Origin of the sequence: Hanstruepera ponticola (genome assembly GCF_012931685.1) — a bacterium.
In the GTDB taxonomy this organism is placed as follows: Bacteria; Bacteroidota; Bacteroidia; order Flavobacteriales; family Flavobacteriaceae; genus Hanstruepera; species Hanstruepera ponticola.
The window spans coordinates 750,722-763,449 of record NZ_JABANC010000001.1; the positions used below are offsets into that span (position 1 = coordinate 750,722).

Here is a 12,728-nt window from a genome sequence, read left to right on the forward strand (position 1 = left end):
AAATGAAAAGAACCATATAGGTTCAAAATTGGATATAGTTATCCTTTAAAAAAACTGAATTATGCCCTTGGTGGCTGGAAAAGCGATTCCAAATATCTGGAAGTGAAGTTTACTTTATGTAAATTATACTGTTTTTTCTCTTCAAAATTTAGTCGATTGGTTAAAGCCAAAGTATTGTTGGCAATAATTAATACCAATGGGTGACAACATTGATTATGGGAATGAATAGGTGTATTTTCCTTATCTGGGCTATGATGATGCTCTTTATTTTGAGCATTATTATCAATGTAATCTTCAACTACATATTCAAAGAAAGAGTCTCCATAAACTTTATGGTCTTGATAATGGGTAATAACGTTTGAAATTTCTTTAATTGACCCACAAAAGTCCATATCTATGCTAATCCCTTGAAAAAAGAGTAAAATAGACATTGATATGGAAACGAATATTTTCATATACTATAGACAAATATAGAAATTATTTAATGCAATGGTGTTGCAAATGATGTTGCAAAAGTATTATACTACCACTTACCCATTTTAGAAAGTACTTTTTTATACTTGAGCATTTGTATATCATCCTTACAATAAGGGTGTTCTAATAACTCTTTTAGCTTACCAATAAATTCTTTGGAAACAAATCCTTTTTTCTTTAAAATCTCAAATAGAATTAGAGCTTGTTCCGCTCTGTATTTAGCTTTTTTGACAAATTCCTCACCATTTTCTGGTTTTTCATAATGATTTTGAATATCGAAATGTTTATCAATATCGCCTTTATAACCAATTATTAGTTTTTCTGCATTCTGTTGGGTTACTCCATTTGTAGTGAATACGTAGTCTCTATCTTGTGTAAGTCGATTAATTCTTGTTTGGCCATCTGCATAGTCATTGGGATGAATTTCTAAATAATGTGAGCGGTCTAATGGTAAAGTTATTACTGCTTTTGGGTCATATAACCCTTGAAAACGATTTGTTTCAAAATGCCTGATGGATACAGGATTATCGCAAGTTATTAGAGGTGCATTCGCATCATTAATTTTTATAACATTAATAGTACAGTCATATTTATATTTTACAAAATTCCCCCATTGTTCTAAATGGTTTACTAAAAAAACCGTTCTTGAACGTTCGTTATGTTCTTTTTTTACAGCTTCAATATCATCAATGTGAAACTTTATTTTTTCACCATATAAGTTCATTTTTATCATTCCTTCTTGATCTGCTGTATGAGCTGCTTTATTAAAAATTTGATTATTCATACTCCGTTGAAGATTTAAAATTCTTGGTGTTCTAAAATATAGTGAGAGACAAACGTAGAGTATCTGTATTTTTTCTTCTTGGGTTACCGTTAAAGCTTTTTCATCAATAAGCAGGGAATAGACTTTTTGAAATTCACTATCTACATTTTCAGCGTAATGTTTTTCTAAGGCGTATTTTACTTCATCTGATTCAGCAGGAATTGTATAAATGTTTTTTTCAAAACAAATATCTTTTGTGCTTATTTGCTCTAAAAGCATATCATTGTCCATTTTATAAACATCGACAAAATGATTTCTTTTTCTTCCTTCAACTGCAAAGTTCTTTAAATATGAACGTGGTATATAATGTTGCTTTATTGGATTTGACATTATTCTATTCTTTTGTTGAGACTTCTTGTTTCATTAAAACTCGCCACGTTAAAGGAAAAGGTTGGCTTTTGTAGTGCCTACTTGCAACGTGAGCAACAATATCGAAACTATGTTTAAAAATTTTAAAGTCCTTTTCTGGTCCGAAGAGTTCCATTTCTGATACCATTTCTTTTTTGTACTCTTCTACATTCTCGTATATTGTTACAGAATGTTTTAGTGTTCCTTCGCCACGACTATAATCCTGAACACATATTTTATTTTCCATTTCTTCAAGTGGAAACCATATTTGTAAGTTCAAATCTGTAAAAAGTTCAGTTGTAATCTTTCGGACAAATTGATAGAGTTCTACTTCATCAAAAATCAAGGCATATTCAGCCAAAATAGGAACAATCATTGAAGATTGAATTTCGCAATCTTCATCGCCATTATGAATATCCACCAGCTTATCATAACTTTTTCTAAACAATGGGAAAAACTTATTTATTTTATATCTGTTATTAAAACCTAAAGTCATTTCAGAAATCCATTTTTTGGCTGGGTTAAAGTTTCTTGTAAAATTCAGTAAGTTGAGTGCTAATGCAATCTCAACACTATGTACATCGTATTCTGGATATTTTGAAGGTGGGTTGTTTTGAATAAATAGACCTAATGCGTTACTTATTGACACAGCACTTTTAAAATAAACGTCAGCTTGTTTTTTTTGCCCTTCATTATAATAGATTCTAAATTCTTGCATTTCGGTCAACCCTATGGTTGCTATAATTCCTATTTCTTCCCATACATTTAGACTGTATTCTAAACTATTTCTGCTGTATTTATAGATGCTGTGTTCAACCTTATAGTGTTCAACCACTTTATTAAAATAGTTGACACCAATTGTCCGTTTTAAAAGATGAATTTTGTAAAACTCTTGCCTTACATAGTTTTTCTCTAAATGATTGCCTTCTTGCATAAAGTGCCAGACGAGTAACAAGCATCTTTCACTTGCATAAATTGAAGGTTTTAAATTATTATTGTCCTGGGACCATTTGTATATAATGTTCAGGCATAATCGCACCAGTCTTAACTTTTTTAAGATTTCTCTTTTTTGTTTGGGTTGCTTGTCTAAAATTTTTTGAATTAGCGTATAGAAATGTGATAAATCATAATCTGGTAAATCTAAAAATGCCAGAGACTTTCTTAATAATGATTGATATTCCTGTGGAAATAGTTTTTCGCTAACAAGATAGTCGTCAAGCATTGCGGTTATTTCTCCTGTTCCCCAAAAATCGTATTCAACAGCATCCGTAGTATTCTGTTCGATATACTGTGTCCAATCCACTAAAACATTTTGATTTATAACACCATTAGTGCAAACTATTATTTTTTTAGGAAGTTTTTTTAAACGATTAGTAAGTGAAGTTGGAATAAAAGTGTCAATAATTTGATTAAGAGTTGAACGTGTAGCGTTTACATCGCCATCCCAAGTGGTTCTTGTTAGATTGCCTTGTTTTACAGCAAATAAAAACACCTTTTTAATACCATCTTCTGGATCTATACCCACAGCTGAAATATCCACACCCAATTGGCGACCTTTCATTGGTTTAGAAATAGTCGTGAATTTCATTCCAACTAACAAATCAGTCAGTAATGTATCTAACTCTTTATCTTCTTTTAAAAGATTAATGTATTCGCTCAATAAAAATCTCATCCTCGTCTTTTAAAGTTTTGCCAATACAATCTTTCTTGTGCTTGACCGATTGGGTCGATAAATTCGCCTCTTGGCATTTCGCCAGAATGAGAAATAAGTGCTGGTGTCATCTTTTCTGTGTATTCACCTCTATATTTTGTAAATATTGATTTACCTGCTCTATAATTGATAGTTGGCAACGTATTGAAAAAAGATGGATTCTTTATTTCATTTTCTTTAAAAGATTTACTGAATTTTTTACCTTGAATTTTGTTGTAGTAAATGAGTCTTTGTTCAGAAGGTGCAAACTCCTTTAAATTTTTTAAATCTGAATAAGCTTTATATTTATTTTCTCCTTCATCAATAATATCTTTTAATATCTTTTTAAGTTTGTTGTTGGCTGTTCTCTTCTTTAGGTTTAAAAATTCAATGGTTGAATAGTAATTGAAAATCAAATGGTTAATAAACAAATCAGCTAAAAAAACAACAACCTCTTTATTATCTACTTTTTGTTCAAGTATAGAATATACCAAGGACAAAGAGGTGTCTTTATCATAAACATAGGCAAGTATTTTGTAGGTGATATATTCAATATCGTAATCTGAAAAGTCTTTTATTAGAACTTCTGAAACCGTCAATCCTGATAAACCTCTCATATATCTGGTACTATTCATTTCAAAAATGGCAATATGAAAATTAGGATTGTCTTTATTTAACCAATTTGTGTACAGCTTTTGAAATTCAGAATAAAAATCATCGCAAAGTGTGTTTAGTAAATGGCTGAAATATTTTATTTTTCTAGCATTTTCGGGACTCATATCAACCCAATCTGTTATAAAACCAACCACCAAACTTAAATTGGTTTTAGCTACATTTTCTAATCGATATGCCAATTGACTATATGCTCCAGCATGTTCTAAATTAATGTGAAGCAACAATGGAAGATATTTTTTTAAGAGGTGTATTTCGTTTTCTAAATCTATATTGTAATCCAAGAAGTAAATGAGCTCTAATTGAATTTCAATAGTCTTAATACTTGATAGCTTATCTATAATTCTATCTGCATTTTTTAATTCATTTCTTTTATTTCTTATAGTAAAGAAAACTGATGGCCATAATTCCTCTAGAGTTTCATTATTAATAATACTATTGAATTGTTTTTCAATCCAGCTTACAAATGTTTTTGGTGTTGTTTTCGCTATCAAGTCAATTTTAACGATAGATTTTATTCCTATTTCTTTTAAGCTTAGGTTATCATCTTCAATCAGCCGTTTAATCTCATCTATTGCAAACTTTTGGTCTGAATGATATAATCCAGATAGAATATCCATTAATGTAAAATACGAATCAGGATTATTCGTCTCAAGTGTTTTTAAATAAATTTCTTTGCCAAATGAAGCATCCTCTTTTGCTTCGCGAGTAATGGCTATTTGAAGATTTCTTACAGGATAGTTACTTTTTAAGTTTTTAAGCAATTCTGGTAGTGCCTTAACATAAAGGTCTATATCAATATTTTTAATATTGTCACAAAAGGTTCCATAATCTTGCCATCGATTGGAAGGCTCTTTATCGTCTAATAAGTCTTGTAGAAATTGCAAATTAAAAGGGTTATAATTTTTTAAATTTATAACAAATTAGTTGATTTAATTAATTGGTAAGACAATTATTATGCAAGTATGTGTTTTAATTAAAATAGAATCTATTTAAATATTTTTAATATTCATAATAAGATTACTTAAATCGTTAATACTATTCTTCAATTTCTCAATATCTCCTTTAGTTGCATGTAAAGAACTTGGATTAAATAGTTTCTTTAATCCATAAATAGTTGCATCGGCTGTTGCAGAACCTATTGCTGCATTACCTATTTCAGCAGCATTTATAGTAGGTTTTAAGCTTTCTTGAAAAGCAGCTAATTTATCCTCTAATGATTGTATTTGTGATGACACGTTATCAGGTATCATTAATTGTCCGTTTTCTTCAACTTCAACATCTTGTTTCTTGTAGTGACCTGATATATACTTGTAGTTATTTCTTTTATAACTTGCTTTTGTTTTACAACTTGGTGAGCAATACACATGATTACTTCTTCGAGACTCAAATGTCTCATAACAATGTTTACAATTTCTTATTTTTTTCATGGTTTAGTGGTAGATTTGGTAATTAATACGTTAAATAAGGTTTAATTTAACCTTTTATCTTCTCATACTCTTTCCTGTAAATTCTATGATATTAAACATTTCGAAAAAGCGATCATGTGACCTACCTCCATATCTTTTTCCTAAATCTAATAATGTTTGTTCAATATTATTTTCAGGGTTAGTGTGATTACAAGTCACAAAAGTTCTATATTTTTTTTCATTTTGTATGAATAATATTTCTTCAATCACTTCACATTTTCCAAAATTATTTGCAGTCCTTTCGGAATTTATATCGTCAATAGATAATCCTGATCTAACAGTTTGGTTAATCATATAGCTCTTATCTACTGATGTCAGACATACCTCATATTTATTAACTAATTCTTTAGCCCCAAAACTTGTAAATCGCAATGATGAATGCGATTTAAATATTTTTTCAAAAACCTTAAAATAAGCTGTTTTACCAATTCCATAACCTCCAACTACCATTAACCCCTTTTTAAAGGATGGTTTACTTATATCTGTCTTTACATTGTTACAAGTAAAAAATGCATCATCATCTAAAAAATAGTAAAAAAGTGCTTTTATGTTATTTGTGTTTTGTTCAGTATCAATAAAACTCACACCAAACATGAGTTTAAACTCGTAAAGGAATATGTTCCATAATTGTTTTTTGGTAAAAATTTCTTGTGTTGTTTTTATTTTTTTTTGACAATCATTATTAATATTTGGGTTTTTAATAAGATTAATTATATCATTAGATGTATGTGTTTGGTTAAGTCTCATAATTTATTTGGTTATCTGTTAGTTAATACTTCAGCTTTAATATTATTAATCTCGTTTTTTGGTCTTTCATTGGCAACCCATTTTTCAAGGCGCTTTTTAATCTCAAAAAAACGCTGGCTTTCGAAACGCATTTTTTTGCCATTAGTGTCTAATTCGCTCCAGTAAGCAAAAAAATCTTCTAAAATTTTAATATTAAAATTAGAGTGAGTAAAAACCTTCTCTCTAAATATTTTTATTCTATTTTTTATATTATTAGTATTAGTTGTTGCTATTTGATTGTCATTTGTATGCGAAACCTTTGCTAATCGTTTGTCATTTGGTGTGCTATTTGACGTGTCATTTTGGTCAGCTACATAGACGCTTAAATTAGGAACATAAATTTTCGAGTAACTTGTAAAGGTTTCTAAAATAATATCGTTGGTAGATTTTAGCTTTTTAATTGCAGTTCTAACTTTACTGATTGAAAGCCCCGTTTCAACTGCGAGTTTTTCATAAGATGTTATAAACTCACCTTTATTGATAACAATTCCACGCCACTTTTTTCGGCTGTAGTTGACTTTCAATAAGCAATGCTGAAAAACTTTATAAGTATTTACATCCGTGTACCATTCCCAATCCATTATATCTCGATTGAGCATTATGAATCCATTATTTATCATGAGAATCTTGTTTTATCAGTTTAGAAAATATTTCGCTTTTCTTATAGTAAACACGATTGCCCATTCGATAACTTGGAAGAATACCGCTCTTGTTCCAATTATAAAGTGCTTGTTTGGAACATTTCAGCAAATCCATAGTTTCTTGAACAGTTAATAACTCTTCAGTATTTGTTTTAACTGATTCCTTTAATTGAGAAAACTCAACAAGAATTTTACGAAACTCGCCAACGAGATCATTTTTCAACTCATTTGGAGTAATTTGATAAATGTGTGTTTGAATGTTATTCATTTGAGGCTATTTGCTATTAACTGCCTGCAAAGTTAACTACACATCTCTGTTTTTAAGAATATTAGGTGTATATGCCAGTATATATACACTTGATTTTTCAGAGAGTAAAATTTACATCAGGTATGAAAAAATCCATTCTATCAAATTTTGCTTTAGCATCGGCATGTCTCTTATTTCCATTACTTAAATAAATCTCTAAAGTTTTTTCTGGATTATCAGCTTTTAAATCAAAAGCTTTTAATAAATCCCTTGAAAGTTTAGAACAATTAATTTCACCACGATGCCTATCAGCTTCCATATATCCTTTATCTATTAGTTCTCTTATGATGATAGCTAAACTGGCAGGTCCTGCAACCCATTTCAAAGGCTTTGGTGGAGCATTTTCTTTAACTCTAAACAATTCAATAAATGATTCTATAATTTTCTTCCTCTTTGTTAAATCACTTTGTAGGTTACTGAAAGCAGTAATGTGTGACATTAAGGAATAACAATACATCTTATGGTCAATAAATCCTTCATTTTCCACAAACCCATCCTCAAGCTTAATCTCATTATACATTTCACCTCCTTCAAAGGACGCCTGCGCAAACTCTGTAAGTTCATCAATTTTAGTAACAATTTTCAAGTCCAATACCTTAAAGTATAGATCGGGATTATCACAATAATCATAGTGGTATTGTAAAAATTCTTTTACTTCTAAAATATCTATTTCAAACAACAATTCCTTTGTAAAGTATTTTAGGTAAAAATCTTTAACCAGTTTAGGCTTATGATAATCATGATTTTGTAATTTATATTTTTCAGGAGTAAAACCTTTATCTTTTTTTCTTTCTAAATAGGAAACATTATCAATAGCGAAAGCATCGTTATAATTCATAAAATTTGGGTGGTTTAGTTATTAAAGAATGTACTGTCAGCAATTTTTACAGCTCTCTCTTGTGGGGTTATGCGTATGTATTTGTAAAATTCTCGTTCAGTTGAGTGTCCGCTAATTGCCATAATATCAATTACAGGCATTTTGGACAAATAAGCATTGGTACAAAATGACCGTCTTGCAGTATGCGAGACTATGAGGTTGTGCTTGGGGACAGACTCGGATTCTTTTTTACCTGATACGGTTTTGGTAATAGTTATTGACTCTGTGATTTTAGCTTTTCTTCCTGCTTTTTTGATATACTCATTAATATCAGGGTCATTTAACTTTCTTGGCGGATTACCATTGTGCCTTTTATTCATTATCGCTCTTACTCTGTGATGAATTGGGACGTACACTTTTTTATTAGTCTTTTGTTGGATAAACTCAAATACTTCACGACCATCAAATGTTTTAATCTGTTCAGGCTTAATCCCATTATAATCAGAAACCCTCTGACCAGTATAGTAACCAATAAGAAAAATATCTCTTGCCAACTCCCAATAGGGTGTTTTTGACAAATCTACATTATAAAGCGCATCAATTTCTGTTTCCGTTAAGTATATTGAAACGGATTCCTCTGAAACACGTTTAAACTCCCTGCTTTTATACTTCATATTACTATTACAGCCGTCCTCTGTTGCGCTGTTGAGTATAGCAATTAAATTTTTAATGTGCTTACCAATAGTATTTACTGAATACCCTAATCCCTCCAAATAAGCAATAAATTTATAATAGAACTTCAGGTCGATATTTGCAAAGTCCAAATCATAGCTTTTATGTTTGTTAAACTCTTTCAGTCTGTTTACAGTTTGTTTATAAGCCCTTACAGTTATAGGTTTTAATTTAACTGCATTAATCACTTTGGATTGACTTTCTTTATTTGCAATATAATCATCGGCATATTCGAAAAATGAGATAATTTTCTTTTTGCCCTCGCTATCTTCTTTCCTAATGATTTTTGCTAATAGAGATTTTAAAACAGCTTTATCTTGTTTATCATCTTCATCAAGTTCAGAAACGGCAGTAGTAAAATCGGACGAATACTTTAGTAAATCACTATTTACTTTTTCTCTATTGGTAATTGTAGAAACTGCTCTAATTCGTTGGTTAGAATTATCCCAATTTTTTGGTTTGACCTTATAGCCTGTAGCAAATTTAATACGGTTATTGCGTCCAAAACTATAGTCTAAAAAAATCGATGTTTCACCTTTGGAGCTAACATCCTTTAATCTATATTTAACCGTTCCTGAAGTTGATTGTATGGATTTATTCATAAGTTATTTAAGCACGCTTTTTAAAAGGGACAACAATGGGGACAACATTATGTGTATTTGTTGTTAATTCAAAATTACTATAAATACTTAAATTTGCAAATAATACTAGTAAATATAAGGGTTTTGAATAAAATGAGGTAAAATAGGTTAAAATAGAATACACTAAAAAGTGGTACAGGTGGGACCACCAGTAAAATCAAGCCTTTCAAATTTTTTGAAAGGCTTTGTTTTTTCTTCATATTCTATTTTTCCTTTTAAAAACCAAGTTCGTAAAAACATCGTATGTAATTTAGAATATGAAGGTAATTAACAACATTCCAACTACTTAAAAAAAACTGAAAATTATTTTTTTTGTTTTAGTTATTTAAAAAAACATATATTTGAATTTCTAAATGCTATTTAAATTTTTTAACCATATACAAGTGTTTTTTGACGATTAATTTTGTTATTTAATATGGATATAAAGCATTTTTATTTTGTTAAATGCCTTTTTTTTATACATTTACGGACTGATGAAAATACAAAACAGTAAAATAGTTGCCTCAATCTTATTTTTATTAATAAGTTTTGTATGTGTTGCCCAAACGGGTCCACCACCACCGCAACCACCACCACCGCCTGGGCTTCCAATAGATGGAGGTGTAATTTTTGCTTTGATAGCAGGTTTGTTTTACGGAATCACAAGATTATTAAAATCAAAATAAGGAAATAACCAGACTATTGGTTGTTTTCGAATAACTTCTTTACATATTTACCAACCACATCAAATTCTAAATTCACAACATTTCCAGGTTTAATATATTTGAAAGTAGTATTTAAGTATGTATACGGAATAATGGCAACACTAAACGAATTAGTTTTTGAATTAACTACCGTAAGGCTCACGCCATTAACAGTAATAGACCCTTTTTCAATTGTAATATTGTTGAGAGATTTGTCATAAGTAAAGGTGAAAATCCAACTACCATCAGATTCTTCTATGCTTTCGCAAATAGCAGTTTGGTCCACGTGACCTTGTACAATATGGCCATCTAGTCTATCACCAAGTTTCATGGCGCGTTCTAAATTAACGGCACTTCCTTTTGATAGCGTATCAAGGTTTGTTTTTGCTAAAGTTTCATCAATTGCTGTAACAGTATATGTGTCATCTTTTATAGAAACAACGGTTAAACAAACGCCGTTATGCGCAACGCTTTGATCAATTTTAAGATCTGAAGTGATATTAGACGCAATGGTAATGTGAATATTTGATTGATCTTGCTTTAATTCTTTAACCTCTCCAATAGTTTCAATGATTCCTGTAAACATCTGTAAGAATATTTAGTTAAATTTGTCTCAACAAAATTACAAACTTAAGTTGCAAACTAAATGAAGAAAGACGGAAATGTTATAGTTGGAATATCAATAGGTGATTTAAATGGTATTGGTGGAGAAATTGTTTTAAAAACATTGGAGGACAATCGAACCTTGGATATTTTTACACCTGTTATTTTTGCATCGGTAAAAACAATATCTTTTTTAAAAAATCATTTCAACTTTGAGTTATCATTTAACGGAATCAATAAATTAAGTGATTTAGTACCCGGAAAAATAAATGTTTTTAACGCCTGGAATGAAAAAGTTGATATACACTTTGGCGAAGAAAACCCAAAAATGGGAGAGTTATCTATTAAATCACTTGAACAGGCTACAAAAGCTTTAAAAGATGACCAAATAGATGTGTTGGTTACTGCTCCAATTAATAAGCATAACATACAGTCTGAAAAATTCAAGTTTCCTGGACACACAGATTTTTTGGCGAAAGAATTAGAAGGCGATAGCTTGATGTTTATGGTGTCTAACGATTTGAGAGTGGGCTTGTTAACTGACCATGTGCCGGTCAAGGAGGTTTCAAACCATATTACAAAAGAATTAATTGATAAAAAAATCAATACTATTTACAATACACTTCAAACCGATTTTAATATCAGAAGACCAAAAATTGCAGTTTTAGGCATCAATCCTCATACTGGTGATAACGGTGTAATTGGAAAAGAAGACGATACGGTTTTAAGACCTGCTTTGAAAGAATTGGTTGAAAATGGTAAATTGGTTTATGGACCCTATGCAGCAGATAGCTTTTTTGGATCAGGAAATTACAAAAATTTTGATGCCATTGTTGCAGCCTATCATGACCAAGGCTTAATCCCTTTTAAAACACTGTCTTTTGGTAAGGGAGTAAATTATACTGCGGGTTTATCTAAAATTCGGACGTCGCCAGACCATGGAACAGCCTATGAAATTGCTGGAAAAGGCGAAGCAAACGAAAGTTCTTTTAAAGAAGCAATTTATTTAGCTATTCAGCTTTATAAAAACAGAAAAGAGAACAAATTGTTGAGTCAAAACCCTTTGAAAAAAGGACAAAAAAAGATATAAACAAAAAAATGTTTATAAGTGGTTTAAGCTGAAAATTATTTTATATATTTGCAGGCTCAAAATAGATGGAGAATGAAGGAATTGAAAACATTTACAATACCTTTTGTAGGGCTAAAAGAAGGAAAACATCAATTTGAGTTTAAAATAGATAAAACGTTCTTTGATTTTTTTGATTATCAGGATTTTAACGATGCTTCAGTAGCAGTTAATCTAGAATTAAACAAAAAATCAACTTTGTTGGAATTAAATTTTAAAATTTCTGGTTATGTTAATGTTCATTGTGATGTAACAAACGAACCCTACAATCAGGAAATTGAAAGTGATTTTGATTTGGTTGTGAAATTTGGAGAAGAATTTAATGATGAAGAAATTGATTTACTCGTTTTGCCACATGGTGCATATGAGGTAAACGTTCAACAGTATATCTATGAACTTATTGTTTTAGGCGTACCAAGAAAAAGACTCCACCCAGGAATTAAAGATGGCTCTATTGGCTCTGAAATACTTGATAAATTAGAAGAATTAAGCCCAAAGGCTGAAAAATTAAACGATTCTGCTTCAGAAGAAACAGACCCTCGTTGGAATACATTAAAGAAACTATTAACGGATAAATAATAATAAAATGGCACATCCTAAAAGAAAAATCTCGAAAACAAGAAGAGATAAAAGAAGAACACATTACAAAGCAACTGCTCCGCAAATTGCTACGTGTCCTACTACAGGAGAGGCGCACTTATATCACAGAGCGCACTGGCATGAAGGTAAACTATATTACAGAGGTCAAGTATTAATTGATAACTCTGAAGAGGTTGAAAATTTAGCATAGTTGTTATGCATGCATATAATAAAACGCTCATTCATGAGCGTTTTTTTTATGATAAATTTTTATAGAACATAAAAACCACTTAATTTGCATTAAATTAGACTGAAATTAGCTGATTTTGTCATTTTT

General features: G+C 30.3%; 15 protein-coding genes. 4 read left to right on the forward strand and 11 right to left on the reverse strand.

Going from position 1 to position 12,728, the window contains the following annotated elements; genetic code table 11:
• Positions 1-59: 59 nt before the first annotated feature.
• The 10 genes from HGK31_RS03315 to HGK31_RS03360 all read right to left on the reverse strand — a co-directional run bounded on the left by HGK31_RS03315 (position 60) and on the right by HGK31_RS03360 (position 9,361).
• Positions 60-455 (reverse strand): hypothetical protein, encoded by a 396-nt coding sequence (locus HGK31_RS03315; RefSeq protein WP_233450966.1) that lies wholly within the window; start codon positions 453-455, stop codon positions 60-62.
• A gap of 68 nt (positions 456-523) precedes the next feature.
• Complete coding sequence (locus HGK31_RS03320) at positions 524-1,627, reverse strand: DUF4238 domain-containing protein (protein WP_191858475.1); 1,104 nt, start codon at positions 1,625-1,627, stop codon at positions 524-526.
• Between the two features lie 4 nt (positions 1,628-1,631).
• Positions 1,632-3,317 (reverse strand): hypothetical protein, encoded by a 1,686-nt coding sequence (locus tag HGK31_RS03325; protein WP_191858476.1) that lies wholly within the window; start codon positions 3,315-3,317, stop codon positions 1,632-1,634.
• Positions 3,314-4,894: a hypothetical protein gene (locus HGK31_RS03330; RefSeq protein ID WP_191858477.1), complete on the reverse strand. Its 1,581-nt coding sequence runs from the start codon at positions 4,892-4,894 to the stop codon at positions 3,314-3,316. The genes HGK31_RS03325 and HGK31_RS03330 overlap by 4 nt, the downstream gene beginning before the upstream one ends.
• 105 nt (positions 4,895-4,999) lie before the next feature.
• Positions 5,000-5,437, reverse strand: a complete 438-nt coding sequence (locus tag HGK31_RS03335; RefSeq protein ID WP_191858478.1) for a hypothetical protein — start codon at positions 5,435-5,437, stop codon at positions 5,000-5,002.
• Between the two features lie 54 nt (positions 5,438-5,491).
• Positions 5,492-6,223, reverse strand: a complete 732-nt coding sequence (locus HGK31_RS03340; RefSeq protein WP_191858479.1) for a hypothetical protein — start codon at positions 6,221-6,223, stop codon at positions 5,492-5,494.
• A gap of 11 nt (positions 6,224-6,234) precedes the next feature.
• Positions 6,235-6,882, reverse strand: coding sequence for a hypothetical protein (locus tag HGK31_RS03345; protein WP_191858480.1), 648 nt, complete (start codon positions 6,880-6,882; stop codon positions 6,235-6,237).
• A complete protein-coding gene (locus HGK31_RS03350) occupies positions 6,872-7,171 on the reverse strand; it encodes a helix-turn-helix domain-containing protein (RefSeq protein WP_191858481.1) in 300 nt (99 codons plus the stop codon). The genes HGK31_RS03345 and HGK31_RS03350 overlap by 11 nt, the downstream gene beginning before the upstream one ends.
• 97 nt (positions 7,172-7,268) lie before the next feature.
• Positions 7,269-8,048 (reverse strand): hypothetical protein, encoded by a 780-nt coding sequence (locus tag HGK31_RS03355; RefSeq protein ID WP_191858482.1) that lies wholly within the window; start codon positions 8,046-8,048, stop codon positions 7,269-7,271.
• A gap of 14 nt (positions 8,049-8,062) precedes the next feature.
• Positions 8,063-9,361 carry a site-specific integrase gene (locus HGK31_RS03360; RefSeq protein WP_191858483.1) on the reverse strand — a complete coding sequence of 433 codons (1,299 nt, stop codon included), beginning with the start codon at positions 9,359-9,361 and terminating at the stop codon, positions 8,063-8,065.
• A gap of 512 nt (positions 9,362-9,873) precedes the next feature.
• Here HGK31_RS03360 and HGK31_RS03365 point away from each other — a divergent pair.
• On the forward strand, positions 9,874-10,065 hold the full coding sequence (locus HGK31_RS03365) for a PID-CTERM protein-sorting domain-containing protein (RefSeq protein ID WP_104735146.1): 192 nt from the start codon (positions 9,874-9,876) through the stop codon (positions 10,063-10,065).
• A gap of 13 nt (positions 10,066-10,078) precedes the next feature.
• On the opposite strand, the gene HGK31_RS03370 is transcribed toward HGK31_RS03365, so the two are convergent.
• Positions 10,079-10,669: a riboflavin synthase gene (locus HGK31_RS03370; protein ID WP_191858484.1), complete on the reverse strand. Its 591-nt coding sequence runs from the start codon at positions 10,667-10,669 to the stop codon at positions 10,079-10,081.
• A gap of 60 nt (positions 10,670-10,729) precedes the next feature.
• Between HGK31_RS03370 and pdxA the strand changes: the two genes are divergently transcribed.
• The 3 genes from pdxA (at position 10,730) to rpmF (ending at position 12,602) form a co-directional block, all read left to right on the forward strand.
• On the forward strand, positions 10,730-11,776 hold the full coding sequence (pdxA, locus tag HGK31_RS03375; RefSeq protein ID WP_191858485.1) for a 4-hydroxythreonine-4-phosphate dehydrogenase PdxA: 1,047 nt from the start codon (positions 10,730-10,732) through the stop codon (positions 11,774-11,776).
• A gap of 72 nt (positions 11,777-11,848) precedes the next feature.
• Positions 11,849-12,391 carry a YceD family protein gene (locus HGK31_RS03380; RefSeq protein WP_104735149.1) on the forward strand — a complete coding sequence of 181 codons (543 nt, stop codon included), beginning with the start codon at positions 11,849-11,851 and terminating at the stop codon, positions 12,389-12,391.
• Positions 12,392-12,398: 7 nt separating this feature from the next.
• Positions 12,399-12,602, forward strand: a complete 204-nt coding sequence (rpmF, locus tag HGK31_RS03385) for a 50S ribosomal protein L32 (protein WP_103050696.1) — start codon at positions 12,399-12,401, stop codon at positions 12,600-12,602.
• The last annotated feature ends 126 nt before the right edge of the window (positions 12,603-12,728 follow it).

Bases quoted from the DNA above. Each gene is read 5' to 3' on its own strand.
- HGK31_RS03315 (WP_233450966.1), bottom strand. From the start codon at position 455: ATGAAAATATTCGTTTCCATATCAATGTCTATTTTACTCTTTTTTCAA.
- HGK31_RS03320 (WP_191858475.1), bottom strand. From the start codon at position 1,627: ATGTCAAATCCAATAAAGCAACATTATATACCACGTTCATATTTAAAG.
- HGK31_RS03325 (WP_191858476.1), bottom strand. From the start codon at position 3,317: ATGAGATTTTTATTGAGCGAATACATTAATCTTTTAAAAGAAGATAAA.
- HGK31_RS03335 (WP_191858478.1), bottom strand. From the start codon at position 5,437: ATGAAAAAAATAAGAAATTGTAAACATTGTTATGAGACATTTGAGTCT.
- HGK31_RS03340 (WP_191858479.1), bottom strand. From the start codon at position 6,223: ATGAGACTTAACCAAACACATACATCTAATGATATAATTAATCTTATT.
- HGK31_RS03345 (WP_191858480.1), bottom strand. From the start codon at position 6,882: ATGATAAATAATGGATTCATAATGCTCAATCGAGATATAATGGATTGG.
- HGK31_RS03350 (WP_191858481.1), bottom strand. From the start codon at position 7,171: ATGAATAACATTCAAACACACATTTATCAAATTACTCCAAATGAGTTG.
- HGK31_RS03355 (WP_191858482.1), bottom strand. From the start codon at position 8,048: ATGAATTATAACGATGCTTTCGCTATTGATAATGTTTCCTATTTAGAA.
- HGK31_RS03360 (WP_191858483.1), bottom strand. From the start codon at position 9,361: ATGAATAAATCCATACAATCAACTTCAGGAACGGTTAAATATAGATTA.
- HGK31_RS03365 (WP_104735146.1), top strand. From the start codon at position 9,874: ATGAAAATACAAAACAGTAAAATAGTTGCCTCAATCTTATTTTTATTA.
- HGK31_RS03370 (WP_191858484.1), bottom strand. From the start codon at position 10,669: ATGTTTACAGGAATCATTGAAACTATTGGAGAGGTTAAAGAATTAAAG.
- pdxA (WP_191858485.1), top strand. From the start codon at position 10,730: ATGAAGAAAGACGGAAATGTTATAGTTGGAATATCAATAGGTGATTTA.
- HGK31_RS03380 (WP_104735149.1), top strand. From the start codon at position 11,849: ATGAAGGAATTGAAAACATTTACAATACCTTTTGTAGGGCTAAAAGAA.
- rpmF (WP_103050696.1), top strand. From the start codon at position 12,399: ATGGCACATCCTAAAAGAAAAATCTCGAAAACAAGAAGAGATAAAAGA.